Here is a 26,532-nt window from a genome sequence, read left to right on the forward strand (position 1 = left end):
AAATTTTTTCTGGTCGGTCAAAGCAGCGAGATTGTTCAACGTTTTAGTGCTGAGCGCAATTACTCATACGTCTTACTATAGATGAGTTTGGTGATTTAAAAGTCTAAAAATGGGGAGTCCGGAGCAGTGTAAGGGGGGGCTGATAGCCCTGGCAGAGCAGGGCTATATGATGTTCCAGCTGTATTAACCTTCAGGCATCAGGATATTAATGGCACGGACTGGGTGGCAGAGTAGACCAAATAACTGCTGTATGCGGTAAACGCGATCAGTAACAAGCTGGCTTCAACACGATTAATTCGGCCCTCGCGTTTGAAACCGTATGCCATGGCCAGTAATGACAGGGTCAGTCCCATCATAACCGGCCAGTCTCGAGTCAAAACCTCGCTCGGAACAGGGTGCAAGGGGGATATTACAGCGGCAATGCCCACCACAGCCAGAATATTAAACATGTTTGAGCCCACCACATTACCAATTGCAATATCGTGCTCACCCTTTCGCGCTGCGGCAATTGAAGCCGCTAACTCCGGTAGTGATGTACCGAGCGCGACGATGGTTAACCCGATAATCAGGCTGCTCACACCGAGCCCCTCTGCAATCGTTACGGCACCAAACACCAGCATCCGAGAGCTTACGACCAGTAACGCGAGTCCGACAATTAACCATAGAACGCCCTGCTTGAGTGTCATCGTGTTTTCTTCGAGTACTTCGTCTACCTCGGTTTGCAGGTGGTCATCCTCCACAGATGGTGCGGGGGCTCGCATTGCGCTGAAAATGGACCAGCCGATGACACTGAAGAAGCCGGTAAGCAGAATAATTGCTTCCCAGCGTTGGATATTATTATCCAGTAGAAATAAACCGAGAAGAAGACTGATGCCCAACAGCATCGGGAGTTCTTTGCGTACAATTCCAGAATGTACGGTCAGGGGAATGAGTAAAGCGGTTATACCGAGAATCAAACCGGTGTTGACGATATTCGAACCGAGTGCATTACCCAGTGCCAGTTCAGGGTTTCCATCTAACGCGGCCATTGCCGAGACGACCATCTCGGGCGCAGAGGTGCCAAATCCGACAATGACTATACCGATGAGCAAGCTGGGCATGCCCAAATGTTTTGCTGTGGCTGCTGCGCCGTCAACAAAACGGTCTGCGCTCCAGATTAGCAACAAAAATCCAACTAGAATGGCTAGAGATGCAATTAGCATAGTGACCTCATTTTTTAAAACCGAAGCATCCGGTGATGTAAGCGTTATGGATGTGCGGTGAACGAGGTGGGCAATTAACATTCACTAAGACACAACCACCCCCCACCTCGGACGAGTGTATGTGCCTTAGGTCTTGTCAATCCCGGAGGACATGATCACCACAGGCCATCGGCCCGGAGACTGTTGATGATCATCTCATTTTGATATGAGAGACTACTCCCCTAAAGTCGGTAGCCAGTATAAAGAGGTTAATGAGGAAAAGCTATAATCGCTATCGGTTTAATATCAAGGCTAACGAAAAATTAATGCAGGTAGGCTTAAGCCGTCTGGATCGCACTGTTACTATGAAATGGTGTCTTTAAAAACTGTGGTGTCCAGGAACCCGGTTTTAACAATGGGTTAAGCTTGATTGTGGCAACAGGAGTGAAAAGTTAACGTGATTACCGAGTCGTCCCTTCCGTTTTTGATTGCGGGCCCCATTTTGAGGCGGATCACCACTGACATGTTCAGCTGTTTTTTGGTCATTCGGCAGCCCGCTTCCATCCGCTTCACTTTGTTTCAGAATAACCGCACTTTGCTGCAGAAAATATTGTCCGATCAAGAAACGGGGGCGTTGCAACTGGGGCGTCAGGCTTTCGCCTATCTGATTCAGATCCGACTTTCTGATCCGATACCAACGGGGGTGTTGCTTGAATACGATTTTGAGTTTCAATCGGGAAAGGACGCTGGGGCGGGGGGCACTGGGGCGAATTGGGTTTCTGTGACGCAGTTGTGCCCGGATCTGTGCTATGAGGGCATGACCCGACTCAATTTCTGTCTTAATTCCACGCTTTCAGATGTGGTTCACGGCTCTTGCCGTAAGCCTCATTTTCCCGGTAAAGATGCATTGCCGTTGCTTGATGATCTACTTGCCAATAGCCTGCAGCGCGACGTTGATGGCGATGTTCTCGAGATTCGGGATCGACCGGATTTGTTGTTGATGAGTGGTGATCAGATCTATGCCGATGATGTTGCTGGGCCCATGCTGGCTGCAATCCATGAGGTCATCGCGCTTCTGGGATTGCCTGACGAGCGTTGGCACGGTGCGACAGTAAATAGTGCTGCTGAGCTTTATCGACATTCGAATTGCTATTATGAGCGGGAGCAATTGCTGCCCCGTAACGAAGCATCTGAAGCTGTAGTCCAGCGCTTGTTCAAAGGTGCCCGAAAACCGATTTTTACGTCTGCGTCTGCAAAGAATCACCTGATTTCACTTTCGGAGGTGATTGCGATGTATCTCCTGGTGTGGTCACCGGCGCTGTGGTCGAAGCTGAAGCTGAGCGATACCGGAATAGCGCAGGCTTATCGAGCAGTATTTGCTGCGGAAAAACAACCCATCCAGGATTTTCAAGCAAACCTGAAGGCGGTTCACCGTGCGTTAGCCCATATTCCCGTCTATATGATTTTTGATGATCATGATGTGACGGATGATTGGAATCTGACGCGTGGCTGGGAGGAAACGGCGTACCAACACCCCTTTTCGAGAAGAATCATCGGTAACGCTTTGGTGGGGTATCTTATTTTTCAGGGGTGGGGGAATGATCCCGACCGGTTTAAAAATTTAATGCCGGGTTTGCAGTTATTGATGTCGAGTCACCAGCCCGATGGCGTGCTCGCTAAACCCGAGCATGATGAGTTTATCAATAAACTGTTAGATTGGTCTGATTGGCACTATCAAATCGCGGTCACTCCGAAAATATTGGTGCTCGACACGCGCACCCATCGATGGCGTTCTGAGCGAAGTGAAAATCGACCTTCAGGGTTGATGGACTGGGAAACGCTTTCAGATTTGCAACAAGAGCTTATTAATCATGAAACCGTGATTATGGTTTCTGCAGCACCGGTCTACGGCGTCAAATTTATTGAGGCGATCCAGAAAATATTCGTGTTATTTGGCCAGGCATTGATGGTAGATGCAGAAAATTGGATGGCGCACCCGGGCGCGGCCAATGTTATGTTGAATATTTTTCGACACCCCAAAACGCCCCAACATTTTTTAATCCTGTCCGGTGATGTCCATTATTCTTTCTTTTATAGTGTGCGTTTGCGCAGGCAACAGCGAGGCCCGAAAATTTCTCAAATCACATCGAGCGGGATCAAAAATGAGTTCCCGGACAAGCTGCTTCAATTCTTTATTCACTTAAATCGTGCGCTTTATGGTCCCCGTTCACCTTTAAACTGGTTCACACGTCGTCGCCGAATGACGATTAGAGCGCATCAAACTCGAGAGGCGAATCCTCGAGAAGTGGTCAACCAAAGTTGCCTCGGCCGTTTACGTCTGGGTCATGAAGGGGCAGAAGTGACGGCTCAATTATTGCTCAACGATGGTGAGGTGATTGAGTTTGATTAGTGGGGTGCGGTTATTGTCAATTCGTCCGCACTAAAATAATGCAAATCATTGTAAAAGTGGCTTGAAACATGGTTTGATTCAAATTTCAAGTCCCAAATGCCCCAAAAATAGGAGTTTCCTCACAAATTGCACGCTTTTAATGCGGTCATACAGTTGTTTATGCGCCATCATATGATGTAACATTGTTTTGGGTTAGTTAAATACAGCTGTGAACCTAAAACGATTGATGAAGCCAGTAGGCAGTAGAGTCTGAGAAGTTGGGATTGTTTGAGGCCAGTCTTTACATCAGTTACTAGAATTGATGGTTTGTTCGCCAGAGCGTGTTCGATTATAAAGACCAGCCAAGTTAGGAAGTCGTTGTCCCACAGCCGCAGGCACTCGATTGACTTTCAGCAGGGGAATGAATATGACTGCACAAGCAACAACATGGCGTACACCAGAGAACGTGACGATTAAACCTCAACGCATGGGGTTTAAATTTGAACAGGATAAATTACCACGTAATTGGTTGTATGATAACGCGTTTTTGACGACCTGGATGGAGTCCCTGTCTATCCTGTTCCCGGAAGGGGAGCAATTCTTTGTTGATTCTGTCCGAGCCTACCGAGATCAGGTTACAGATAAAGACATTCAGAAAGAAATTTCCGGTTTTATTGGCCAGGAAGCCATGCACTCCCTTGAGCATGTGTCTTTGAACAGTTTTCTGGACGAGAAAGGTTTACCCGCTGCAGAGCTGGAGAAATTGGTTAAGTCGCTTCTCGGGTTTGGCAAAAAGGTATTGCCCAAGAAAGACCAGCTGGCGATTACAACGGCCCTGGAACACATTACCGCAATGATGGCGGATTTGATTCTTGAAGAAGAGTCGGCCGATCATAGAGACAACATGCACGAACACATGCGAAACGTCTGGATGTGGCATGCGATCGAAGAAACAGAACACAAAGGGGTTACTTACGATCTCTACTACCATGTTGGTGGTAATTATGCCCATCGCTGTTTTTACATGCTGGTTGCAACAGCCGGACTGGCGATTGTTTCAAACTACTATCATTTCCGAATGCTTAAGGCGAGTGGCAATCTGTTTAATTTCAAAGATATGTTCTTTGGAGCCCGTAAACTCTATGGGTTCAAAGGATATGTCACACGTTTGATTCCTATCTGGTTCACGTACTTCAAACCTGGTTTCCACCCCTGGGATCACGACAACAGTGGTCTGATCGAAAAGTGGAAAGACCAAATTCTTAAATCTGCGGATCCCAAATACCTGAAAAAGGCACATTAATTCCGGGTCTGTTATTTCCTGCCAAGTCTATTCCTCTGCCATTGGATCCGGTCGGGGGATACTTGTGCCTGAAGAAAGTCGTAAATATTGAGGTTAGGTATGTCAAAAACTGATTATAAAGTGATTATTGTTGGAACCGGATTCGCAGGTCTGGGTATGGGAATCAAGCTCAAGGAAGCAGGCTACGATGATTTCCTGATACTGGAGCGCGCCAGTGAGGTTGGTGGAACCTGGCGTGATAACCACTACCCTGGCTGTGCATGTGACGTTCCGTCTCACTTGTATTCATTCTCGTTCGAGCAAAACCCGGACTGGTCCCGTCGGTATGCAAGCTGGAGTGAAATTGGTCAGTATCTCCGGGATACCACGCAAAAATACGGTTTGTATCCCCATATCCAGTTTAATGCGGCGATGAAAAGTGCACGGTACGATGAAGCCAATGGGATCTGGACTGTTGATACTGGCGAGACAACCTATACCGCACAAATCGTAGTGTCTGCTGTCGGGCCGCTTAGTAATGCCGCCTATCCCAATGTTAAGGGCTTGAACAAGTTCAAAGGAAAAACGTTCCACTCAGCCGATTGGGATCACGATTATGATCTGAAAGGCAAAAAGGTCGCGGTTATCGGAACTGGCGCCAGTGCAATTCAGTTTGTGCCGGAGGTGGCTAAAGTAGCGGGTGAAATGACATTGTTTCAACGTACGCCACCGTGGGTTATTCCGAAGCCTGATTGGGAAATCTCTGGTCTGTCCAAAAAACTGTACCGACATATGCCATTCGTACGTCAGGCAAATCGCGCTATGATTTACTGGACCCAGGAAGTCATGCTGCCGCTGTTTCTGCACTCTGACTCCAAATTAGGATCGTTCGGTGAAGCGTTGAGCAAGGCCTATATCCGCAAGAGTATTCGAGACCCTGAAACCCGAGCCAAAGTCACTCCAGACTACAAAATTGGATGTAAACGCCTTCTGTTGTCCAACAATTATTTCCAGGCATTGGATAAAGACCATGTAAATGTTGTTACCGATGGTATTGCAGAAGTTACTGCAAAAGGGATTAAGACCAATTCTGGTGAAGAGGTTAATGTCGACGCGATTATTTATGGTACTGGCTTCAAGGTCAGTGAGCCGATGATGGGGATCGATGTTGTGGGTCGAGGTGGCCGAAATCTCAATGAGGTCTGGCAGAAGAATGGTTTCGAGAGCTACCTTGGCACATCAATGTCCGGTTTCCCGAACTTCTACACACTGGCGGGTACTAATACCGGTATTGGGCACACTTCACTGGTATTCATGATCGAAGCCCAGATTACGTATTTGATGCAGTTGATCCAAAAAATGGATCATTTGCAGGTGAAGAGTATCGATTTGCAAGAGTCGGTTCAGAATGATTTCAACCGTGAAATTCAGGCAAAAATGGACGGTACGGTATGGACCTCCGGCTGCAACAGCTGGTACCTGGCGGATACGGGTAAGAACTTCACAATCTGGCCGGACTATACGTTCCGTTTCTGGCGTCGTACCCGGGAGTTCGATTTGGCATGTTATGATGTTGAGTACTGTGATGCAGAGGTTGAAAGCGGTACACAGAAAGAGACCGTAGCACAAGCGTCTTTGGCGTCAGCCTGATCAATATTCGAATATACACGCCTGGTGTACCAGGCGCGCAAATAAAAACTAGCGTTGTGTCTCAGTGGCCATAAGGGAGCGTCCCGGAGACGAATAATCAATTGGAGGAATTATCGTGGCAAGCGTATCTGCACGATTAACACAATTAGGTTGTCGAATGGTTGTAAAGCGGGATTACGATTCCGTTGAGAGTTTAACCCGTCACTTGCGTCGGGTCTTTAATCATACCCCTGTACCCACAATTCTGCCCTACGGTGTGCGTTTGAAGCACTTATCCATTGGCGGCTTGAAAGGTGAGCGCGTCAGTGTGCGTGATGCTGAAAACACAGTGCTGTACATCCACGGTGGTGGTTTTGTTGCGGGGGTCACTCGGACTTACCATAATCTGGCTGGACAGCTAGCCTCTCAATTGAATGCGTCAGTCTATTTGCCGTCTTATCGCTTGGCCCCTGAACATCCATATCCGGCAGGGCTTGAAGACATTGTCTCGGCTTATCAATGGTTATTGGATAAAGGGACTAATCCCTCACGCTTGGTGGTTGCAGGTGACTCCGCTGGTGGCGGCATTACCCTGGCTTTGCTGATGAAATTGCGCGATATGGGTCTACCGTTACCGAAGGCCGCAGTCACCTTGTCTCCTGCGGCGGATGCGCGTGGTGTGGCAGAGAGTATTGAAGGCAATCATGCGACCGATGCTCTCTTGTCTGCCAGCCTGATTCATTATGCGGCGGAGGCGTTGTTGCCGGGGATGGATCGTATGCATCCTTATGCGTCTCCGGCACTGGCCGATTTCACCGGAATGCCGCCACTCTTTATCACAGTAGATGAAGAAGAATGTCTACGGGATGATGCCCATCTGGTTGCGCGTCGTGCACGGGAAGCGGGCTGTGAAGTGAAATTGATCTCACGCAAAGGGATGTTTCATGTCTGGCCTATTTTTACGCCATTTTTGCCTGAAGCGCGGCGTGATATTCGGCGCATAGTGAAGTTTTTGCAAGAGCAAGGACTAACCGTTAGTAACCGGCCACGAATCATTGAACCGAAGCTGGTTCCATTCATGGCGAATTCTCAAGGTTAAGAACAAAAGCGTTATTGCTGGCGTCGTATTGGCTTCAATTCGACGCAGAAACGAGCACTCTCATTGCAGGAAGTACGGTATTTGGTGCACCGGAAGTCCCTAATTCTGCAATGGACCCCAAGCCCCTGTTTATCAGGGGCTTTTTTGGTTCTGATATCGAAGTATGTAAATTGTTCTATAATGTATGGTGAAAAAATGATCAATTGTTCATGGTGTACTGAACTATACTTGTTGTATCGCCATGAAAGTTCCACTTGACGAGTGAATTGATGGTCGGATTTTTAGAAGTTCCTGAAGTATTGGTTACTAAGGGTAAGGGTAAGGTAGCGTTGCCTGGGGGCTCTTTTGGTTTGAGGAATGTTTGAGTGAAGAGTGGAAAAGTATTACTCGTAGAGGATAACCCGGATGAGGAAGAACTGGCCCGAATTGCATTTCGTCGTGCGGGTCTTGATTCCGATGATGTTGTTGTCGCCCATGATGGACAGGAGGCGGTTGATTATTTATTTGGTTCAGGGGCATTTTCTGGGCGGGATGTTTCGCAAACACCAAAAGTCGTTTTTCTGGATATCAATATGCCCAAAATGAATGGTTTGGAAGTGCTTAAACGGATCAAATCCAACGAAGCGACGGCCTTGATTCCAACTGTAATTTTAACCTCATCGGATGAATTGTCTGACCAGATTAGTGGTTACCGGTTTGGTGCCAACAGTTACGTGCGTAAGGCACTGGATTTTAAAGAGTTTATTGAGAATATAATTTTAATGCGCCATTACTGGATTGATGTTAATTGCACGCCGACCGAAAAGTCATCACGCCCATGAGTGGGTCAATAACCCCAAAATGAGGATGTTATTATGGATACATCAAATCACACAATGAATACGCTTTTTGCGCAGTTGGGTTTAAGTTCGGACTCTGGCTCGATTCAGCAGTTCATTCAGTTTCATACCCCCATTCCCGCCCATATTGGTCTATCTGAAGCCGATTTCTGGACGCCTTCACAGGCAAATTTTTTGCGAGAAGCGCTGAGTGATGATTCCGATTGGGCGGAAATCGTGGATGAATTAAACGCTCAATTGCGGCATTGATTCGTTAATTCGAGTCTCGCTTTCCTGGTCTACTTGCTGCGACCCACTTGAGCCACAGAGATGAAGAGCACTCTTGTCAAATGGGCTTGTATAGCAATGCTGAGTTTTTCTCGTGAGTGGCATTCGTGGCGGGCAGCCGGTTACCGATGCCAGTGAGAGTCGTATTCGTGCACTCTGGAGCCAACATTCTGCCCTACAGTCGAATCGGAATTCATGAGAGTATCAGCGACACGAAGTTCGGAGTGTATCACATCAGATCGATACCGCATTCAAGGTCTTCGAACCAGGCCAGGAACTGAGCAATATGGGGTTTGCCGAAGATCGGTTTGCCGTGTTGCGGAACGATTTTTTCAATATCCAGTTTGCGCACTGTATTTACCCACTTTCGACATGCAACATTTGACGCCATATAACGCTTGTGAAAGCCTGCCATTAAAGGAATATGCTCTTGCATATTGGTGACCGGCTCGTGGTCTTCTCCGGGTGTCATTGCTGCGCCAACATCACCCGAGAATAAGATCTTGCTCACAGGATCGTAGAAATGGAAATTACCCACAGAATGTAAAAAATGGGCTGGAATGGCTTTAATATGTGACTGGCCCAGCTTTACCTGAGCCCCTTCATCTGGCAGCTCCACTAATCTATTGACGAGACCTTTGTTCATGTTTCCAGAAACAAAGCTTGATACAAGGTGAGGGAGAAACCGAGCCCATAATCGCGAAGTCACGACTTTGCAATCAGTGTGCATTAACCACCGGGGCAAAGAGGTAATAATATCCGGATCCTGGTGTGAGGCAAAAACGTACCGCAGTGCCTTCAAGGAAATATGTTTCGAGAGTTCGATTGACAACGGGGTATAGGTTAACTCACCGCCTGGATCAAACAACGCCGCTTCTCCGTGATTGACGATAACCAGTTGATTGCTCGGTATGCCTTCTCCTTCAACTAATCCAGTCAGAAAAAGGCAGATGTGCCCATCTTCCTCAAATAATTTAACGATTTTTTGACTCAATTTTATGCTCCTTAACGACTCAGCCCCAGCTGAAATGGAGGATAACGGCAATTTATGCCATCGGGGCGAGCGCATTTTATGTTGTGATCCCTAATTGACGTGATGACACAAGTCAACCAAAGCCGGATTAGCAAGGGGCTTGGTCCCTTAAGTATAGGCCGCTCCATGGTTATAAATGGTGTTGAGGGGATGCTTTTTCGTTGCGTCGTAAAAATGTAAAAATACCTTTGGTATATTATTGATCAGACTGGTGAAGGAGCCCGTGATATTTCGACGGCGTAGACTTTTGTCACCACGAGAGTCGTTGATTTGAAGGAAATTTAACATGAAGGACGTGCTGGACCTTTCTCAGGTCAAACATGTGGTTTTTGCAGGTGGTGGAAATCGTTGTTTTTGGCAAGCAGGGTTCTGGTCTGTCGCAGCGGAGCCGTTGAATCTTAAATTGGACTCTGTTGTGTCAGTGAGTGCCGGTGCAGCTATTTCCTGTGTTGCGCTGGCGGGTAAAATCGAACAAACCCTGGATGTCGTCAAGAAAGCAACCGGAAGTAACATACGTAACATTCGCTGGGAAAATTTGTTTCGTAAGGGCAAGCGTCTTTTTCCCCATGATGAAATGTATAGAGAAATGTTACGCGAAGTACTGGATGACTCCGCACTGGCGCGAATCAAATTAGGCCCGGCCAATCGAATTCACCTGGCTCGACACCCCCGTTGGCTTACTCCGCGTATGGCAATCATGTTGGGGATGTGTCTGTATCAACTGGAGAAGTCACTCAGGCACCCCGTACATCCATCTGCAGGGAAGTTTTTAGGTTTCAAGTCCGAATTTGTGGATGCTAAAAACTGTACGAGTACCGAGAATCTGGCAGAGCTTATCCTATCTTCATCCTGTACGCCTCCCGTTACGCAGCTAATGCGTTGGGGGAATCGTTTATCGCTGGATGGTGGATTGGTTGATAATGTACCTGTGCATGGCGTAGACATGCCGGTGATACCGTACGATCTCGGAGCGCCACCGAATGTGCTGGTGTTATTGACCCGTTGTTACCGAAACTTACCACAGGGAGGAGGGCGATTATACTTACAGCCTTCAGAGCGTTTACCGGTTTCCTGCTGGGATTATACTAACCCAGCCCGAATCCAGGCGGCTTTCGATCTTGGTCGACGTGATGCCGAACGCGTGCTGAAAAGAACAGTAATCGCTGCCTTCTAGGTTCAAGTACCCGAGTAAAAATTGAAAGTGAGACCCTTTTTGCACTATTTTGCAATTGATTGTTTGCAATTTGTACGGAAAAAAGATACAAATTGTAACGTGAAGAGCGAGATGGTAACACTTGGCCTCCCCGGTTGAGTTCATGCTCAAGATTTGGCTCCGGTGTTGGCATCTCTCAGAATTCATATCCTCCAGATTTATTCACCCGCCCTAGAGCGGGTTTTTTTTGTCCGTTATTCTGCGTTATTGAGTTTGTCGAGCAAACTGCGCATGCCTTCTCCCGCTTTTTCAGACAGCTTTTCAATGGCTTTTTGTTTTACTTTCTCAACTTGTTCGGCCTTTGCTTTTGCTGTCAGTTGTTGTAATACCGCTTCACTGATTGCATTACCGAGCTGTTCTGGTGGCAAGCCATTTTTGCCACCAATTTGGGTAACTTCAAAGGTTGCGAGGGTTTCGTTATATTGCTTACCGCCCACTGCTGTCAGATCCAAGGCCAGTTGCGTGTCCTTGATCAAAATTTTATTGATTGTAATGCGAATGGGGTCGCCAGAATCCGCAGCTGGTGTATCTGCCTCTTCTGGTGATTGAGAACTGGGCTCTGATCTATCCTGATTTTGTTTCACCGCGGTGAGGAGCGTATTGAGGTTATTCTGACCGGCTGCATTCAATTCAAACAATGTTGCCAGCGAGTCAATATAGATCTCCTCAATGACGATGGGCATCGTGAGTAAATCTTCAGTGCCGATGTCAAGGCGGATAGTTTGAAAGCCGAGCGCGGTCGTGTCCGAAAAACCCTTCGGATTAGAAACTTTGAAGCCGTGAATTTCACCTTTACCTTCACTAATATCGATTGTAACTGCACTGACCTCGACATTCGTGTTCAATGCTTTGCTTCCCTGAATGCTGATCTGTTCTTGCACGACTGAGCTGAGCGAATGCGTGATAAAGTAAAACAGTCCGGCCATTCCAAGAATGACGACGGTTAGAAAAGAAAAGAGAAATTTTTTCATGATGTTTATTGTCCTGATGGTGTACCACTTACACAGTGATAATCAGTTTCCCGGGGTACGAGCCTGCCTCCCCGGCTTGATGTGCCTTGGTTATCTCTTCGAGAGCGAATCGTTGACCAATAACCGGTTTTATATGGCCGGCGGTAATCAAATCATTGATCACCGATAAGTCACTTGCAGAAGGGTGAACCCAGGCACAGGTTTGATGCTGGTGCTGTCCGAAGATTTGATATATGGGTGTTAACATGGATCCAATCAGACTGGATACGTTGGGAACGTTAGCGATAAATGTTCCCCGTTTCTGTAAAACAGGGCGGCATTGCTTGAAGGTGAAGCTGCCCGCAATGTCGTAAATGATATCGTAAGCGCCCTGGCGGATCACCTCATCCATAAAATCGTTTCGATGATAATCGATACACTGCTGCGCCCCCAGGCTCTGAACCAGTGTGTGGTGTCGTTCGGAGCAGATCGCGGTAATTTTGGCCTGGTAGGCTTTCGCCATTTGAACCGCGAAGGTTCCGACCCCGCCGGATGCACCATTTACCAGTACGTTAAGATTTTGTTTGCCATCTGCGCTTTTTTCTCTGAGCAGTTTGCCCAATGATTGCATCACTGTCAGTGCGGCAAGTGGTGTGGCGGCTGCCTGCTCAAAACTGTAGACATCGGGAATGGTGACCAGGGTATCTTCACGGCTTAAAGCGAGGGATGCATAAGCGCCGGGCTTGGCGAAACCATTCCAGGAAGGCTTCAGGGATTGGTCAACCATACCGTACACTCGATCTCCGATTTTAAGGCGCTTTACGCTTTTGCCCACCGCAGTTACAACTCCAGCGATGTCCTGCCCCAGAACCAAGGGAAAGCGTTGGGGGTGGATGTAACGCAGCTGTCCTGATCGTATTTTCCAGTCCAGAGGGTTGATGCTGGCGGCTTTGACTTCAACGAGTACCTGATTGTCTATGGGAGTGAGGGTCGGAAGATGGGTCGTGATTTCGAAACACTCGGCAGAACCATAGTGTCGGATAACGGCAGCCCTGTTTGTCATTGTGATCAGTCCTTTTAATCATGGCAATGCAATGGCAGCCATCATACAACAGTATGATGGCGAATTAACAGGAGATTACAATTAAGCCGTGCGACTTCGCTGTGATTTATTTTTTCGCGGTTTGCCGAGCGGTTTGGTTTTCCCGGTCGCTTTCTGTTTGCGCGGTGGTAAACCGGTGTGCTGAGTTAAAGCCTGACCTTTGCGAGGTTGTCTTGCGCTGTTAGCGCCTGCTACATTAGCGCCGGTTTGGTTCGCACTACGGTGATTCGCCGGCTGTGTCGGTGGAATCAGGTGCTTCTTGCCATAGCCGATCAAGTGCGCTTTTCCCATGTTCTTGAGTGCTTCCCGTAACATTGGCCAGTTGTCCGGGTCGTGGTAGCGTAAAAAGGCCTTGTGCAGGCGACGTTGCCTTGCGCCTTTGGGGACAGCGACATCATCGGTTTTATAATTGAGCCGGTGCAGTGGATCTTTCCCGGAGTGATACATTGCTGTGGCAGAAGCCATCGGTGAGGGATAAAACGCCTGCACCTGATCCGCCCGGAACCCGTTCGATTTCAACCAGATGGCAAGATTCATCATGTCTTCATCCCGGGTTCCGGGATGGGCGGCAATAAAGTAGGGAATCAGATATTGTTCTTTGCCCGCCTCTTTCGAGAAGTGGTCGAACAGTTCTTTGAAGCGATAATAGGTGCCCATCCCAGGTTTCATCATCTTGGACAGGGGGCCATCTTCAGAATGCTCGGGAGCAATTTTAAGGTATCCGCCAACGTGGTGAGTCACCAGTTCTTTTACGTATTCCGGATCTTCGACTGCCAGGTCATAACGTAATCCAGAGGCAATGAATATTCGTTTGATTCCCGGGATCTGTCTGGCTCGACGGTAAAGCTGAGTCGTCGCCGAATGATCTGTTTTCAGGTTTTTGCAGATTCCGGGATAGACACAGGATAATCGGCGACAGTTCGCATGTATTTCTTCACTTTTGCAATTCAGGTGATACATGTTAGCGGTCGGACCACCCAAATCGGAAATTATGCCTGTAAAGCCGGGTGTCAGATCCCTGATTTTCTCGATCTCACGGATAACAGAGTCTTCTGAACGGCTCTGGATTACACGGCCTTCATGCTCGGTGATCGAGCAAAAGCTACAGCCGCCAAAACAGCCGCGCATGATGTTTACCGAAAAACGAATCATTTCGTAAGCCGGGATTTTGGCATCCCCATAGGCTGGATGGGGTACCCGCTGATAGGGGAGTTCAAATACACTATCCAGTTCATCGGTCGAAAGCGGTACGGGAGGAGGGTTCAGCCAGACGTAACGATCACCGTGCTTCTGTACCAGGGTATGAGCATTCGCTGGATTGGTTTCGAGGTGCAGGACACGGGAGGTGTGTGCATAGAGGATTTTATCGTTTCGCACTTTCTCAAAGGATGGCAAAAGAACGTAACTTTTGTTACTTCCTTCGGGCGCGACAAAGCGGAGAATCTGTGTGTCTCGATTATTCGCGTCCTGGGTATTCGAGGCATCTTCAGCTTCTACCTTCCCCTGCGTTCCTGTCGCGCAATTGCCCCCGGATTGCTGGTTCAGGGCCTGGGTATCCATGTAAGGGTTCTGAGGCTCTGTGATAGGGCCTGGAATGTCGATGCGTGTTGAATCTTTGGCTTCCCAATCGTCAGGCAATTGCGACAGCATAATTGCGGTGCCACGAATATTGGTCATTGTGTTGGTCTGTTCGCCATTTGCCAGGCGGTGCACCACATCAATAACGGCGCGTTCAGCATTTCCGTAAAGTAGCAGGTCGGCTTTGGCATCCACCAGTACCGAACGACGAACTTTGTCAGACCAATAGTCATAATGTGCTATGCGGCGCAGGCTGGCTTCAATTCCGCCAACGATAACGGGCACATCTTTATAGGCTTCTTTACAGCGTTGGGTGTACACCAGCACGGCACGATCAGGACGCTTTCCACCTTCGTTGTTGGGGGTGTAAGCATCATCCTGGCGAATTTTTAAATCGGCGGTGTAGCGGTTGATCATCGAGTCCATGTTGCCGGCGGAGACCGCATAGCAGAGGTTGGGTTTTCCCAATGCCATGAAATCGTCTTTTGACTGCCAGTCGGGTTGGGCAATGATACCCACCCGGAAACCCTGATTCTCCAGCACGCGTCCAATTACCGCCATACCGAAGCTGGGGTGATCAACATAGGCATCACCGCTGATGATAATCACATCACAGCTATCCCACCCCAATTGATCCATCTCCGCTCTGGACATCGGGAGAAATGGAGCCGGGCCAAAACATTCAGCCCAATATTTACGATAGGCGTGCAAAGGAGTTGCTGTCTGCATGAAAAATTACTTCATCTCGGTGATTTTAAGAGAACGCTTGCCGATCAACCGGCAAAATACCCGACCATTTTACCCGATTATTCAAAGCGCGGCGAATATTGATTGTGAAATATGCTCAAAATATGCTCGTCGTGTCCCTTTCAACTGTGACCTGGTGCGTACGAGTTCGCTGGCTCAAGGCAGGGTGGTTGTTTCCGGGGTATTTCAGGTGGCGTAACGATGTTAATGTGTCGCTTGCTTGCCATACTCAACGAGTAGTTGAAAACGAAAAAGAGGAGGTATTGTGCCGGAGCTCAAAACAATCGGACTGTTCGTGTTAACCGCGGTAGCAGAAATTCTGGGCTGTTACTTGCCTTATCTTTGGTTGAAAGAAGACAGAAGTGTCTGGCTTTTGGTTCCTGCCGCTATGAGTCTGGCGTTGTTTGCCTGGTTGCTGTCATTGCATCCTACCGCCTCAGGTCGCGTTTATGCTGCGTATGGTGGAGTTTACATCTGTGTCGCCATTCTGTGGCTCTGGCTGGTCGATGGTATCCGGCCAACGACTTGGGATATTGTAGGTTCAGCTGTGGCTGTATCGGGGATGGCCATTATCATGTTTGCGCCCCGGTCGGACTAAATCCCATTCGTTAAATCTGAAGTGCAATTAAATTGATTTGCAATTTAACTCAATTTAAGCGAGGTTTCTTTATGCAGGCTTTGGAAGGTTGATCTGCTAAACTTTTTTCAACTCAAATAATGGTTCGGAAAGTAAGAGGGATTTCAGTATGGCGTTACTTTTTAGCTTGCTGGCGTTGATCATTGCCTCTGTGGTGATCATGTATGCCTGCAATAGTTTCGATGATTCAGCGAGTTACCTCGGTCGAAATATGCAACCGGGTGTCAAAGGTGCCACCATCAATGCAATCGGAAGCAGTTTACCCGAACTGATGACCGCCTTATTCCTGCTTTTCCTGTTCCAGGATCAAGACGGCTTTAGTGCCGGTATTGCGACCACGGCGGGCAGTGCGGTATTTAACTCCGTGATTATTCCGATGTTGTGTATATTTGCCGTAGCTTACCGCGGCACACTTAAAAAAGTGGTCGGGCCTGATGGCAAAATGCGAATGGTCAGGGAGAAAATACAGTCTTTTAATATTTCCCGAAACACCATCGTTAGAGATGGCTTCTTTCTGTTGGTTGCAGAAGGGGCGCTGATCTGGTTTTTAGGGGGCACAACGATGGCCTGGTGGATGGGCGCCGCGATGATGTTTATCTACGTCCTTTACTTCCTCTATCTGTCTCGTGGGTTCAGCGGTGGTGACTGGGAGGCCCATGAAAGCGAGGATGAAGACGATGATGAAGAGCCGGCGCCTTCGAAGTTGAAGGCTCTGATTACGTTTGACTTCAACAACTTGATATTTGACGGCAAAGATTTTACGACTCAGTCCGCCTGGATTGTTCTGAGTTGTGCCACCGCGGTCATCGGTGTCGCGTGCTACGTCCTGGCAGAAGTTGTTATTATCTCAGCTGACTTGTTGGGTGTTCCAGCCTATTTCACTGCGGTGATCTTTGCTGCAGCAGCAACGTCTGTGCCGGATACAGTGCTTTCGGTAAAAGACGCTGTTAAAGGTGAATATGATGATGCAATTGCCAATGCACTTGGCTCCAATACGTTTGACATAACCGTTGCCCTGGGCCTGCCCCTGTTGTTGTATGGGCTGTTGTACGGAGATGTGATGCTTTCATCAGCAGGCGACGAAACCAATGCCAGTGTACAGGCACTGCGAATTGTGCTTTTCGGCGTTACCGTCGCAGTACTGTCCTGTTTCCTGATCTCAAAAAGCATCACAGTGAAAACTGCCTATTTTCTCGGTGCAATCTACACCGGATGGCTCGCCTTTCTGTTTGCGGATGTCATGGGCTGGATTTAAACCCATACGACTTTAGTAAAATAATGCTGGTAGCAAGTGGCGTTTCGGGTTCGGTTAATCTAACATTGCGCTCAGTGAAAGGATGAAAACTTAATTCAACAAGGAGTGAAATTAGCGTGAGCATTGCCAATTACAATAAAGCCAGTCTGCTATCAGTTTTGTTGATAACCGGATGTGGGGGAGACTCTTCCAACCCTGACAATAGTGATAATTCAAAGCAAGCTTCATTCACCGCTGGACCCTTCACCGCAGAGTATTATCAGGAACAGGATGGTGATCGAGTTGGTGTAGGATCAGACGGATCGTACCCTGATATTGTTCCCGAATTAATCGAGACCAAAGTCGTTTCACGATCGTCGATTTATTACTCCACTCGCAATAGTGCGGCAGGTAGTATTTTGCACACGATTTCCCCAAACAATTTCTATGCAGTCTGGGAAGGTGAGCTAAATGTATCGGGTGCGCCTCAAACTATAAATGTAAACTTCGATATGGATCACTCTGATGTGTCTTTTTACGTTGATGATGAACTAGTCGCAAAGTGGAAGGATAACAGGGCTTTTATTCCGTTAGCGTTATCCGTTGGTACGCACAGTGTTCGCATCGAATTCCATAATCACAATTATTTTGTTGATTTTAATGCCTCGTTTACACGCTACCCTGTGTTGACCGTCGAAACTGCAAGGGATGAGATTGCACCACTTATAGGAGATAACACTCGAGTAGCTTACGTGAGTTCCTACGATGCAAAATCGGAATTTAATGAGATAACTGTCGAGCTTGATGATTCACCCGACCCCGTTTTTCTCACCCTGGTTTCCTACGAATCTATCAACTGGGTGATTGATAATCCGCATAATGTCGAGATTTCCGGCATTGTATTCAATACGAATAATGCCGGCTCGTCAGTAAGTGAAAGTTCTGGTGCGCCGGTATTTCAAATTTCGGATTTGAGCAGAAGTTATGAGTCGTATGATAGCTCAGTAGAATCCGATATTATCAACATCACCGAACGTAGCCCCTATTTTTTCCCCGTGGATTCCGAGTTAACTGCGGTAGAAATCCAGTTCTGAATTCCTGATTCTGAATGCGAATTAATCCCTGCTCGGCCTCAACTGGATTTCATGAAAATGATTGGCGGTGGTGCAGTAGTTTGAGTGGGCAAGGGAGACAGCAACTTTGGTTTCAATTGTCCGGGGTAACATTCAAGCCCATGAAGCAGAGTGAAAAACCGCATTAAGTCGGGATATTTAATCTAGAATGAAATGAGTAGCAGGAGGACAGTAGTTTCCTCTTGCTACTGTTTTATTTTACATACGTGCAAACGGAATTAAAGTTTCGAAAAGTAATGTAGAGCTAACGGAGCCGGTTGTGAAGGTTGAATTGTCAGAACAGGATTACATTGATGCAACACGCTTGCATGCCAGGCAACCGGTAATTTTTATGTCGATTTTGGTGCTTATTGTTGGAGTCGTGTCTGCTCTGGCATCGGATTCGCTGGGTATTGAGGCCGGTACCGTATTAGAAGCAATGGTTGGAGCACTGGTGGGTATTGCTCTTTACTACTTTTGGATTGTGCGGCTTTGGTGCAAGCGAATTTATCGGCAGCAACGCAATTTGCAAACCCCATATGAACTTACCTGGGACCAAAATCGGGTCATTATGGTGGGTGAGTATGGTGAAAGTTCAATCCCCTGGAGCAATTTCGTAAAGTACCGGGAGAATGAGGATTTAATACTGATGTATTATTCAGATGCGCTCTATAATCTCGTGACAAAAAGGTCGTTCGATAGTCTCGAAGAACTGGATCAATTCCGGAATTTTCTGAGTAAACAAGCAAACTGAGTTTTTGCAGTACCCGCAGACAGCTGTTTTTTGTCTGCGGTTTCGCATTATTTATCGATTTTCAAGCGGGCAGAGCAAGTTGCTCAGTGATGTCTGAAATTAACCCAGGAAGTGCAGCGTATGCCCGCTCAATGGATTTGAGATGCCTTGAATCGTTAAACTCCTGATATTCAATCCGCACTTCATGGGTCTGTGCAACGCCCAGATATTTACTAACGGTGTTGATATGGGGGCCTAAATGGTTCATTGATTCTCTCACCCCGTTGGTTTCGAAGCCAAACTCACCACATGATGTCAGCAGAACCAGTATTTTTCCGGACATTGTGGGCTCCAAAGGGAAATCCCCCCGATTCAAATCAAACGTGAAAGTCTTATTCACGCGGATCACCTGGTCAAACCATGCCTTCAGGGCTGCCGGCATGCCATAGTTATACATCGGGCTGGTCATCAGGATGATATCGGCGCTGGAAACCTCATCAATAAGTTGGTCCGAAAGTGCCAGCAATAATTTCTGTTCTTCGGTTCGTTTTACCTCAGGGGTAAAAACAGCGGCGATCCAGGGCTCTGAAATAAACTCCGGCGGTTGGGTGCCAATATCACGATAGATGATTTTATCTTCCGGTCGTTCAATTTTCCACTGGCTTGTAAATGCTTCTCCCAGAGCGCGGGTTATTGAGCGTGATAGTCGAGCACTTGAATCGATATGAAGTATATTCATCGTTTTATTCCCTACTGGATACTGTTGAAGTAGTTGAATTATGAGAAATGAACAATGCTTTGACAAATGGTGAAAATTCAACTATGAGTGAAAATAACTCATCTATGGTGGCACTATGTTTTCTCATCTCCCACAACTTAACAGTATTCGTGTGTTCGAAGCTGCCGCTCGATTAAGTAGCTTTAAGGCTGCAGCCGAGGAGCTAAATGTCACCCCCACAGCGGTTTCCCATCAAATCACAAATCTCGAAAGCAAGCTGTCGGTGACGCTGTTTGAGCGCAAGGTGCGCTCTGTGATATTGACTCCGGAAGGGGAGCGACTTGCTCAGGTTGCACACCAGGCATTGCGACAACTGTCCACCGTCGTCGAAGACATTTCTGCATTGCACTCTGTACTGCGTGTATCGACCACTACCTCCTTCGCAGCACTTTGGCTGGTCCCCAATCTTGTGGATTTTCAATCGCAATACCCGGATATACAGGTGGAGATCAATACAGGGGAAGGCCTGGACGACCTGAAACGAGATAGTCGCATCGATTTAGCCATACGGTACGGAAAAATGACGGATGACGAGGGCACAGCCTTGGTAACAGAGCAGTTTGCGGCCTATGCCTCAACGCAATATCTGATGGATTCAGAAAATCAATTGTCTTCAGAAAATCAATTGTCTTCGGAGAACTTGTTGCAGAATCGCTGGAAAAACCCGGACTTGTCACCCATGACCTGGGATCGATGGTGCGAGCATAATGGTGTTCAACACAGGGACTGTCAGGTAATAGAGTTTGATCAGGAACACCATGTACTCCATGCCGCATTGGCCGGGCAAGGAATCGCACTGTTGAGTTCTGTATTGGTGCAATCTGCACTTGAACACAATTGGCTGGTTCCATATGGGAAAAACTGTACCTTGCCCGGGCTTACTTATTATTTGCTGGAATCGCCATTCAGCAAACAACTTCGTAAAGTTGTTGTGTTTAAAGCCTGGTTGATTGAAAGGTTGGTCTGGGCCGGTTGATGTATTGGATTCTTTGGTTGGTACCTTGTTTCCGCCGCGTGGAGTTGCTGCTAGCTCATATAGACTGGCTCACTCTCGCTGTGTATGCCTGGATAAAATCACGTTGGCTGAGGTTAAAAATTAAAGTGTCAATGAGGGCGAACTGCTGGATATTAAATTGCCGTGTGGTTTTTTGAGGTTAATTGATTGATTTGTGATCGTGTTTGTGGAGGTTTTGTGTTGGTAGTTGTGGCATAATGCAGCGTAATTTAAGCAACTTTAAATCGAGATAGTACCTTGTTAACAACTGCAAATATCACAATGCAATTTGGCGCTAAGCCGCTGTTTGAAAATGTTTCCGTTAAATTCGGTGAAGGAAACCGGTATGGTTTGATTGGTGCAAACGGCTGTGGCAAATCGACGTTCATGAAGATTCTGGGTGGTGATTTGGAGCCTTCAGCCGGTAACGTTTCCAAAGACCCCAATGAGCGCATCGGTAAGTTGAAGCAGGATCAATTTGCCTACGAAAATTACTCTGTCATTGATACCGTTATCATGGGTCATGATGAACTTTGGGCCATCAAAGAAGAACGGGACAAGATTTACAGCAAAGCAGAAATGACCGAAGAAGATGGCATACGAGCGGGTGAGCTCGAAGCTGAATTCGCGGAAATGGATGGCTACACGGCTGAATCCCGTGCAGGCGAACTGCTACTGGGAGTGGGAATTCCACTTGAGCAGCATTTCGGACCGATGAGCGAAGTTGCGCCGGGTTGGAAGTTGCGGGTACTTTTGGCACAAGTGCTATTTTCGGATCCGGATATCATGTTGCTGGATGAACCAACGAACAACCTGGATATCAATACGATACGTTGGCTTGAGGGCGTTCTGAATGAGCGTCAGTGCACGATGATTATCATTTCCCACGATCGGCATTTTCTAAACAGTGTTTGCACCCATATGGCAGATCTGGATTATGGTGAATTACGATTGTTCCCAGGGTCGTATGATGAATACATGATTGCTGCGACGCAGGCTCGTGAGCGCCTGTTAGCAGACAATGCCAAGAAAAAGGCCCAAATCGCAGAGTTAAAAGCCTTCGTAAGTCGTTTCTCTGCAAATGCCTCCAAATCCCGTCAGGCGACCTCCCGAGCGAAACAGATCGATAAAATTCAGCTTGATGAAGTCCGACCATCCAGTCGGCAAAATCCTTTCATTCGGTTTGAGCAAGAGAAAAAGTTACACCGTCTTGCCCTCGAGGTTGAAGGGTTGTCCAAAGGTTACGATGAGTTGATGTTATTTGCTGGGCTGAATCTGATGGTCGAGGTTGGCGAGCGGATTGCGGTTATCGGGCCGAATGGTATCGGGAAATCAACGTTATTGAAGTGCCTGGTAAATGATCTCGCGCCGGATGCAGGTGAGGTCAAGTGGTCGGAGAATACGGAAATTGGCTATTATGCTCAGGATCACGCATCTGATTTTGAAACAGATAAATCATTGCTGGATTGGATGGCTGAGTGTGGCCAGGAGGGGGACGACGAGCAGGTTATTCGTGGCACCCTTGGGCGATTGCTATTCTCCCAAAACGAAATCGTCAAATCGGTTAAAGTGATATCCGGTGGTGAGCAAGGTCGAATGTTGTTCGGTAAATTGATGCTGCAGCGACCTAATATTCTCGTTATGGACGAGCCGACCAACCACCTTGATATGGAATCAATCGAGTCATTGAATATGGCGCTTGAGATGTATGAAGGTACTTTGATTTTTGTTAGCCACGATCGTGAGTTTGTATCATCGCTTGCGACTCGAATCATCGAGCTTACTCCCGAGGGGGTAGTGGACTTTAAGGGTAATTACGAAGAGTATCTGACCAGCCAGGGGCTAGCCTGACTTTCAGATCAATCACGGGCAGACTCCAGTAACACTGTTGTCTGTCCGTGTATTTTATTGGGTGGGGGGTCATGGACTCGTTAACTATGCTTGTTTTTTGAGCAAGCGTTTTACTTTGAAAAGCAAAACATAAATCGGAAAGAGCAGGGCCGGTGCAAGGAGTAGTCGGGTAAACAGCCCTTGCTGATGGAAAGCGTTCCGTTGTTTTTTTGCATCAGCCAGTATTGCGTAGGCTGGTTTCGAGTTTGCACTGCCCATTAAGGCATGAAAAGTTTCAACCACTTCTTTCTGCAGTAAGCCCTTGTTCCGTGGTGGGGCCTGGTGATAGCTGGCGATGATGCTTCGAGCAAATAGCTCATGCTGTTCGATGTTTTTGATTTCCCGTTGAAACTGGCTGTTCTCCAGATCTTCATATTTATGGGTTAGTACCGATTTCGAAATATAAACCCGGTCAGTTTTTGCCAAGGCGCGCAGCAGAAACTCCGTAATTTCCATAAATCTGAGTGACTCGTTAAACCCCTTTATCGTCGCAAACAGTTCCCGGCTAATAGAGATACACCCAGAGTGAATATTACGAATTGCCAGTTCGTCAACCGGTGCTTCAAAGTCGGCGTTTTCGCTATTGAATCTCGCGGTTATGATTTCAGTGCGCTCGTGCTCTAACGTTTGCTCATCGACGACATCAAACGAAACATAGGTGAGTGCGCATTTACTGTTCTGCATGTTTTCAAACTGTGTGCGTACACAATCCGGGTGTAATACATCATCAGCATCTAAAAAAATGAGTTGATTGAATTGCGCATTTGCTGCGCCGATGTTGCGGGCTGCTGAAGGGCCACGATTGAATTGCTTGATTAATTTTACCCGAGGATCTTTGATCTGATTAACGACTGCCAAGGATTTGTCGGAGCTACCGTCATCAACAATGACCACTTCCAGAGGTATATCTTGTTCCTGCAAAACAGACTCAACGCTTCGTTGAATTGTCTGCTCCTTGTTGTACATCGGAATTACGACAGAGATACCTTTCATATTAGATCGCCTATAAAGCATATATAGTAGATTTGTCCGGGAATGGTCCATCTGTTTGGTTATCCGGCCGAACGTGGTGTTGCGCTGCATTACAGCATGGGGTCTGCGGCAATACAAGCGGCATGCCCTGTCCGGCGTGATTTATTCATGCCAGTTTGTAAATGTTTTTAGCAGATGATCAATGGCGAGTCTCACTCGGGCGGGCTGATATTTTCGATTCGAATAAATGATCCATGTGGTTAGATCGTGACTTGAAAACGGTGTTAGAATTTCTGTCATTTGTGGGTTTTGGAGTGCATCTCCATAGCTGGATTTAGGCAAATAGCATATCCCTAAACCCTGCTTACAGGCTTTGATGAGGGCCCGTGCGCTGTTCGTTTGCCAACGGCCATGTACCCGTATCTCCAGCGGTTGACCCCGGTCCGAGAAGAGCCAGCGATTGTTGTTTGCGACTAAACAGCTGTGCTGAATCAGTTCGCGGGGGTGAGTAGGCACACCGTGTTGTTGGAGATACGATTTGCTGGCCAAGGCGACAAGATGACGTGTTGCGAGTTTCCGGGCGATAAGTCCTGAATCCTGTAACCGGCCATATCGAATGGCGAAGTCGATGCCTTCTTCAATAAAATTAACCATTCGGGAATTAAAGTTAATATCGATTCTGAGTGCCGGATGTTGTTCTGCAAATGCCAGTAAAGCGGGTACAACATACTCTTCTGCGAACTCTCCGGCTGCGGAAACTCGCAAGACGCCCTCGAGTCTTACCTGCCCGGTCTGGACGACTTCATTTGCTTCGATCATGCCATCAAGCACTTCTCGACACTTTTGCACGTAGCGCTCACCGGTCTCCGTTAATTTTACCGTTCGGGTTGTCCTTGCCAGTAATACTGTACCGAGACGGGATTCCAGTGCATTTATTTTTCTACTTACATGAGAGTTGGATACACCCAATCTTTTTGCTGCAGCGGAGAAACCCCTGCATTCGGATACGGCTATAAACTCGGGTATTCCATCAAATATATCTGCGTTGAGAGGCATGGTTACCAATTCTCGAATGTAATCGTTCAGATGAATTTGAAAGCGTATATTACTGCATATTTGAAATAGTGATTTCCTGAAAACCCATATTATCGCTCTAAGGAAATAAAGTTAAACTCTTTTTCATGTTGGTGTCTGCACGTTAATGGCAGTACCCACGAATTTGACAGAAAATTTTTCCTAAATTGATAATCGTGCCAGGAGAGTGAGAAATGACTAAATTGCTGATATGGGTAACAAATCATGAGACGTTAGGTAGTACGGATGAAAAAAACGGTACCTATGCTCCGGAACTGACTCATGCGTTACATGTATTCCTCGAAGCAGGATATGATTACGATATTGCGTCAGTCAAAGGTGGAGTGGCTCCGCTATACGGGCTGGACGTAGTAGATGGTGTCAATGAGCACATTCTGGGGCGTGAAGACTTTAAGATGCGAATAAAAAACACGATTCCGGCCAGACAGATTGATGTGTCAGAGTATGATGGTATTTTTTATCCAGGGGGATTTGGGTTGTTATCTGATCTGGCTTTTGATCAAAGTGTCGCGGAGCTTACGGCAAGCGCTTTCGAGTCCGGCCAAGCTATCGGGGCGGTATGTCATGGTCCTGCAGGTTTATTGCCCGTGGAATTATCGGACGGAAGCAAATTACTCACCGGAAAGCATGTTACAGCGTTTACCCGTGAGGAAGAGGTTGATTTTGAGACAATTGAAAAAATTCCCTTTCTGTTGGAAGAAGCCGTTACACGAACAGCTGGGTGTTACAGTAAAGTAAATCCCTGGCAGCAGCATGTTGTCACGGATGGTCGGATCGTAACCGGGCAGAATCCAGCATCTGCCCGGGGTGTCGGAATTGCGATGGTTGAACTATTGAAAAACAGCTAGGATCCAGTGCAATTGTCCGATCTTACGGCGCTACAGTATGTTCTTTCAAGATTTGAATAAATGTATCTGGTTCAGGTCGGACACGGTAATTGTCGGTAAGATCAGCGAAAATAATGTTGCCTTGGGCATCAGTAATAATAACTGTCGGCATCACGGTGTCGCTGTCGTAGCCCAGTAGTTCAAGACCCTTTGGGGTACCATCTTCCGCAAATATACCCAATTTTTTCGCTGCGGCGTTCTCGGTATCAACCAGGAATTTGAATGGTACCGAGAATTTTTTGGCCAGGTTGCGGGTGTTTTCATGGGGTTGGGGGCTCACTAATGCGACAGCTACTCCCAAGTCTGCGAGTTGTTGGTACTGGGCTGAAACCTCTTTGATTTGGGCCATACACAGTGGACACCAATTGCCCCGGTAAAAAATAATGAGGGTAGGGGATCCGATAAACGCATCTGATGAAATTGAGTTACCATTTTCGTCTTGTAAAATGAAGTCTGGCAAAGGATTCCCAACGGATAAAGCAGTAGTTTCACGGTTCTCGAATTTTGAATACCAGTTGAGATAAAGTGCAATCCCAAAAATACCGACGAAACCGCTATAAAGTATCTGGATAGCGTAGTCGGGCGTGCTCCAGCCAAAGTATACGGTGATTAAGCCACCAAGCCAGGTCAACAATCGATAATTCCGGAGTTCGGGATCGGTACGGGCTGTATCCGTCATAAATAACTTGATGAAAAAGTAGAGCATTGGGCCCAAAGCAAGCAGGACGCCCACCCAGCCACCAATGGGACTTTTAAACACAATGTTATAAAGCGCCTGAATGCTGCCAACTGCAAGCAGCGTTACGTAGGCAGAGATAAAGACCGGCTTTAGTTTTGATGCCATTTCAAATGTCCTTCAAGTTCATACTGGTTGGTAATGTGTAATGCATT

The 26,532-nt window shown here is 47.3% G+C and carries 24 protein-coding genes; 15 read left to right on the top strand and 9 right to left on the bottom strand.

Annotated features, from left to right (window positions below; translation table 11 throughout):
- Nucleotides 1–197: 197 nt before the first annotated feature.
- Nucleotides 198–1,202 carry a calcium/sodium antiporter gene (locus OLMES_RS09975; protein WP_087464423.1) on the bottom strand — a complete coding sequence of 335 codons (1,005 nt, stop codon included), beginning with the start codon at nt 1,200–1,202 and terminating at the stop codon, nt 198–200.
- A 502-nt stretch (nt 1,203–1,704) separates the two neighbouring features.
- On the opposite strand from OLMES_RS09975, the gene OLMES_RS09980 reads away from it, so the two are divergent.
- From OLMES_RS09980 to OLMES_RS10005, 6 genes are all read left to right on the top strand, one after another.
- The gene (locus OLMES_RS09980) at nt 1,705–3,591 is read left to right on the top strand and encodes a metallophosphoesterase family protein (RefSeq protein ID WP_157678242.1); all 1,887 of its coding nucleotides are present in this window, start codon (nt 1,705–1,707) and stop codon (nt 3,589–3,591) included.
- Nucleotides 3,592–3,997: 406 nt separating this feature from the next.
- The gene (locus OLMES_RS09985; RefSeq protein WP_198343288.1) at nt 3,998–4,873 is read left to right on the top strand and encodes a metal-dependent hydrolase; all 876 of its coding nucleotides are present in this window, start codon (nt 3,998–4,000) and stop codon (nt 4,871–4,873) included.
- A 99-nt stretch (nt 4,874–4,972) separates the two neighbouring features.
- A complete protein-coding gene (locus OLMES_RS09990) occupies nt 4,973–6,502 on the top strand; it encodes a flavin-containing monooxygenase (RefSeq protein WP_087461132.1) in 1,530 nt (509 codons plus the stop codon).
- A gap of 115 nt (nt 6,503–6,617) precedes the next feature.
- Entirely contained in the window at nt 6,618–7,580 is a 963-nt protein-coding gene (locus OLMES_RS09995) for an alpha/beta hydrolase (protein ID WP_087461133.1), read from the top strand.
- 365 nt (nt 7,581–7,945) lie between these two features.
- Entirely contained in the window at nt 7,946–8,401 is a 456-nt protein-coding gene (locus tag OLMES_RS10000) for a response regulator (RefSeq protein ID WP_087461134.1), read from the top strand.
- Between the two features lie 33 nt (nt 8,402–8,434).
- Nucleotides 8,435–8,668, top strand: a complete 234-nt coding sequence (locus OLMES_RS10005) for a DUF2789 domain-containing protein (protein ID WP_087461135.1) — start codon at nt 8,435–8,437, stop codon at nt 8,666–8,668.
- Between the two features lie 247 nt (nt 8,669–8,915).
- Here OLMES_RS10005 and OLMES_RS10010 read toward each other — a convergent pair whose 3' ends face one another.
- Nucleotides 8,916–9,680, bottom strand: a complete 765-nt coding sequence (locus OLMES_RS10010) for an oxygen-binding di-iron domain-containing protein (protein WP_198343289.1) — start codon at nt 9,678–9,680, stop codon at nt 8,916–8,918.
- A gap of 325 nt (nt 9,681–10,005) precedes the next feature.
- Between OLMES_RS10010 and OLMES_RS10015 the strand changes: the two genes are divergently transcribed.
- Nucleotides 10,006–10,893, top strand: coding sequence for a patatin-like phospholipase family protein (locus OLMES_RS10015; protein WP_087461137.1), 888 nt, complete (start codon nt 10,006–10,008; stop codon nt 10,891–10,893).
- Nucleotides 10,894–11,126: 233 nt separating this feature from the next.
- Here the strand turns inward: OLMES_RS10015 and OLMES_RS10020 are convergent, their stop codons facing one another.
- From OLMES_RS10020 to OLMES_RS10030, 3 genes are all read right to left on the bottom strand, one after another.
- Entirely contained in the window at nt 11,127–11,903 is a 777-nt protein-coding gene (locus OLMES_RS10020; RefSeq protein ID WP_087461138.1) for a DUF748 domain-containing protein, read from the bottom strand.
- A 28-nt stretch (nt 11,904–11,931) separates the two neighbouring features.
- Complete coding sequence (locus OLMES_RS10025; protein ID WP_087461139.1) at nt 11,932–12,945, bottom strand: NAD(P)-dependent alcohol dehydrogenase; 1,014 nt, start codon at nt 12,943–12,945, stop codon at nt 11,932–11,934.
- A gap of 81 nt (nt 12,946–13,026) precedes the next feature.
- Entirely contained in the window at nt 13,027–15,291 is a 2,265-nt protein-coding gene (locus OLMES_RS10030; RefSeq protein ID WP_087461140.1) for a YgiQ family radical SAM protein, read from the bottom strand.
- Here OLMES_RS10030 and OLMES_RS10035 point away from each other — a divergent pair.
- From OLMES_RS10035 to OLMES_RS10055, 5 genes are all read left to right on the top strand, one after another.
- The gene (locus OLMES_RS10035; RefSeq protein WP_087461141.1) at nt 15,290–15,508 is read left to right on the top strand and encodes a hypothetical protein; all 219 of its coding nucleotides are present in this window, start codon (nt 15,290–15,292) and stop codon (nt 15,506–15,508) included. The genes OLMES_RS10030 and OLMES_RS10035 overlap by 2 nt on opposite strands.
- A 66-nt stretch (nt 15,509–15,574) precedes the next feature.
- Nucleotides 15,575–15,907 (top strand): YnfA family protein, encoded by a 333-nt coding sequence (locus OLMES_RS10040; protein ID WP_087461142.1) that lies wholly within the window; start codon nt 15,575–15,577, stop codon nt 15,905–15,907.
- A gap of 148 nt (nt 15,908–16,055) precedes the next feature.
- Nucleotides 16,056–17,201: a sodium:calcium antiporter gene (locus OLMES_RS10045; RefSeq protein WP_087461143.1), complete on the top strand. Its 1,146-nt coding sequence runs from the start codon at nt 16,056–16,058 to the stop codon at nt 17,199–17,201.
- A gap of 116 nt (nt 17,202–17,317) precedes the next feature.
- A complete protein-coding gene (locus tag OLMES_RS10050; RefSeq protein WP_087461144.1) occupies nt 17,318–18,274 on the top strand; it encodes a hypothetical protein in 957 nt (318 codons plus the stop codon).
- 298 nt (nt 18,275–18,572) lie between these two features.
- Nucleotides 18,573–19,046, top strand: coding sequence for a YcxB family protein (locus OLMES_RS10055; protein WP_087461145.1), 474 nt, complete (start codon nt 18,573–18,575; stop codon nt 19,044–19,046).
- 61 nt (nt 19,047–19,107) lie between these two features.
- On the opposite strand, the gene OLMES_RS10060 is transcribed toward OLMES_RS10055, so the two are convergent.
- The gene (locus OLMES_RS10060; RefSeq protein ID WP_087461146.1) at nt 19,108–19,764 is read right to left on the bottom strand and encodes an FMN-dependent NADH-azoreductase; all 657 of its coding nucleotides are present in this window, start codon (nt 19,762–19,764) and stop codon (nt 19,108–19,110) included.
- Between the two features lie 115 nt (nt 19,765–19,879).
- On the opposite strand from OLMES_RS10060, the gene OLMES_RS10065 reads away from it, so the two are divergent.
- Nucleotides 19,880–20,779: a LysR substrate-binding domain-containing protein gene (locus OLMES_RS10065; RefSeq protein WP_087461147.1), complete on the top strand. Its 900-nt coding sequence runs from the start codon at nt 19,880–19,882 to the stop codon at nt 20,777–20,779.
- Nucleotides 20,780–21,055: 276 nt separating this feature from the next.
- Nucleotides 21,056–22,648 carry an ABC-F family ATPase gene (locus OLMES_RS10070; protein ID WP_087461148.1) on the top strand — a complete coding sequence of 531 codons (1,593 nt, stop codon included), beginning with the start codon at nt 21,056–21,058 and terminating at the stop codon, nt 22,646–22,648.
- Nucleotides 22,649–22,732: 84 nt separating this feature from the next.
- Here OLMES_RS10070 and OLMES_RS10075 read toward each other — a convergent pair whose 3' ends face one another.
- Together OLMES_RS10075 and OLMES_RS10080 are read right to left on the bottom strand one after the other, a co-directional pair.
- Nucleotides 22,733–23,680 (bottom strand): glycosyltransferase family 2 protein, encoded by a 948-nt coding sequence (locus tag OLMES_RS10075; protein ID WP_157678243.1) that lies wholly within the window; start codon nt 23,678–23,680, stop codon nt 22,733–22,735.
- Nucleotides 23,681–23,821: 141 nt separating this feature from the next.
- Nucleotides 23,822–24,715 carry a LysR family transcriptional regulator gene (locus OLMES_RS10080; protein ID WP_087461150.1) on the bottom strand — a complete coding sequence of 298 codons (894 nt, stop codon included), beginning with the start codon at nt 24,713–24,715 and terminating at the stop codon, nt 23,822–23,824.
- A gap of 212 nt (nt 24,716–24,927) precedes the next feature.
- Here OLMES_RS10080 and OLMES_RS10085 point away from each other — a divergent pair, with 212 nt between their 5' ends.
- Nucleotides 24,928–25,602 carry a type 1 glutamine amidotransferase domain-containing protein gene (locus OLMES_RS10085; RefSeq protein ID WP_087461151.1) on the top strand — a complete coding sequence of 225 codons (675 nt, stop codon included), beginning with the start codon at nt 24,928–24,930 and terminating at the stop codon, nt 25,600–25,602.
- A gap of 22 nt (nt 25,603–25,624) precedes the next feature.
- On the opposite strand, the gene OLMES_RS10090 is transcribed toward OLMES_RS10085, so the two are convergent.
- Nucleotides 25,625–26,485: a peroxiredoxin family protein gene (locus tag OLMES_RS10090; RefSeq protein ID WP_087461152.1), complete on the bottom strand. Its 861-nt coding sequence runs from the start codon at nt 26,483–26,485 to the stop codon at nt 25,625–25,627.
- Nucleotides 26,486–26,532: the final 47 nt, after the last annotated feature.

Source organism: Oleiphilus messinensis (genome assembly GCF_002162375.1).
GTDB lineage: Bacteria > Pseudomonadota > Gammaproteobacteria > Pseudomonadales > Oleiphilaceae > Oleiphilus > Oleiphilus messinensis.

What these genes read in the sequence shown, in the direction of transcription:
- OLMES_RS09990 (WP_087461132.1), top strand. Translation starts at nt 4,973, where the DNA reads ATGTCAAAAACTGATTATAAAGTGATTATTGTTGGAACCGGATTCGCA.
- OLMES_RS10025 (WP_087461139.1), bottom strand. Translation starts at nt 12,945, where the DNA reads ATGACAAACAGGGCTGCCGTTATCCGACACTATGGTTCTGCCGAGTGT.
- OLMES_RS10035 (WP_087461141.1), top strand. Translation starts at nt 15,290, where the DNA reads ATGAAAAATTACTTCATCTCGGTGATTTTAAGAGAACGCTTGCCGATC.
- OLMES_RS09985 (WP_198343288.1), top strand. Translation starts at nt 3,998, where the DNA reads ATGACTGCACAAGCAACAACATGGCGTACACCAGAGAACGTGACGATT.
- OLMES_RS09980 (WP_157678242.1), top strand. Translation starts at nt 1,705, where the DNA reads ATGTTCAGCTGTTTTTTGGTCATTCGGCAGCCCGCTTCCATCCGCTTC.
- OLMES_RS10030 (WP_087461140.1), bottom strand. Translation starts at nt 15,291, where the DNA reads ATGCAGACAGCAACTCCTTTGCACGCCTATCGTAAATATTGGGCTGAA.
- OLMES_RS10045 (WP_087461143.1), top strand. Translation starts at nt 16,056, where the DNA reads ATGGCGTTACTTTTTAGCTTGCTGGCGTTGATCATTGCCTCTGTGGTG.
- OLMES_RS10020 (WP_087461138.1), bottom strand. Translation starts at nt 11,903, where the DNA reads ATGAAAAAATTTCTCTTTTCTTTTCTAACCGTCGTCATTCTTGGAATG.
- OLMES_RS10065 (WP_087461147.1), top strand. Translation starts at nt 19,880, where the DNA reads ATGTTTTCTCATCTCCCACAACTTAACAGTATTCGTGTGTTCGAAGCT.
- OLMES_RS10075 (WP_157678243.1), bottom strand. Translation starts at nt 23,680, where the DNA reads ATGAAAGGTATCTCTGTCGTAATTCCGATGTACAACAAGGAGCAGACA.
- OLMES_RS10060 (WP_087461146.1), bottom strand. Translation starts at nt 19,764, where the DNA reads ATGAATATACTTCATATCGATTCAAGTGCTCGACTATCACGCTCAATA.
- OLMES_RS10015 (WP_087461137.1), top strand. Translation starts at nt 10,006, where the DNA reads ATGAAGGACGTGCTGGACCTTTCTCAGGTCAAACATGTGGTTTTTGCA.
- OLMES_RS10080 (WP_087461150.1), bottom strand. Translation starts at nt 24,715, where the DNA reads ATGCCTCTCAACGCAGATATATTTGATGGAATACCCGAGTTTATAGCC.
- OLMES_RS10005 (WP_087461135.1), top strand. Translation starts at nt 8,435, where the DNA reads ATGGATACATCAAATCACACAATGAATACGCTTTTTGCGCAGTTGGGT.
- OLMES_RS09975 (WP_087464423.1), bottom strand. Translation starts at nt 1,202, where the DNA reads ATGCTAATTGCATCTCTAGCCATTCTAGTTGGATTTTTGTTGCTAATC.
- OLMES_RS10090 (WP_087461152.1), bottom strand. Translation starts at nt 26,485, where the DNA reads ATGGCATCAAAACTAAAGCCGGTCTTTATCTCTGCCTACGTAACGCTG.
- OLMES_RS10085 (WP_087461151.1), top strand. Translation starts at nt 24,928, where the DNA reads ATGACTAAATTGCTGATATGGGTAACAAATCATGAGACGTTAGGTAGT.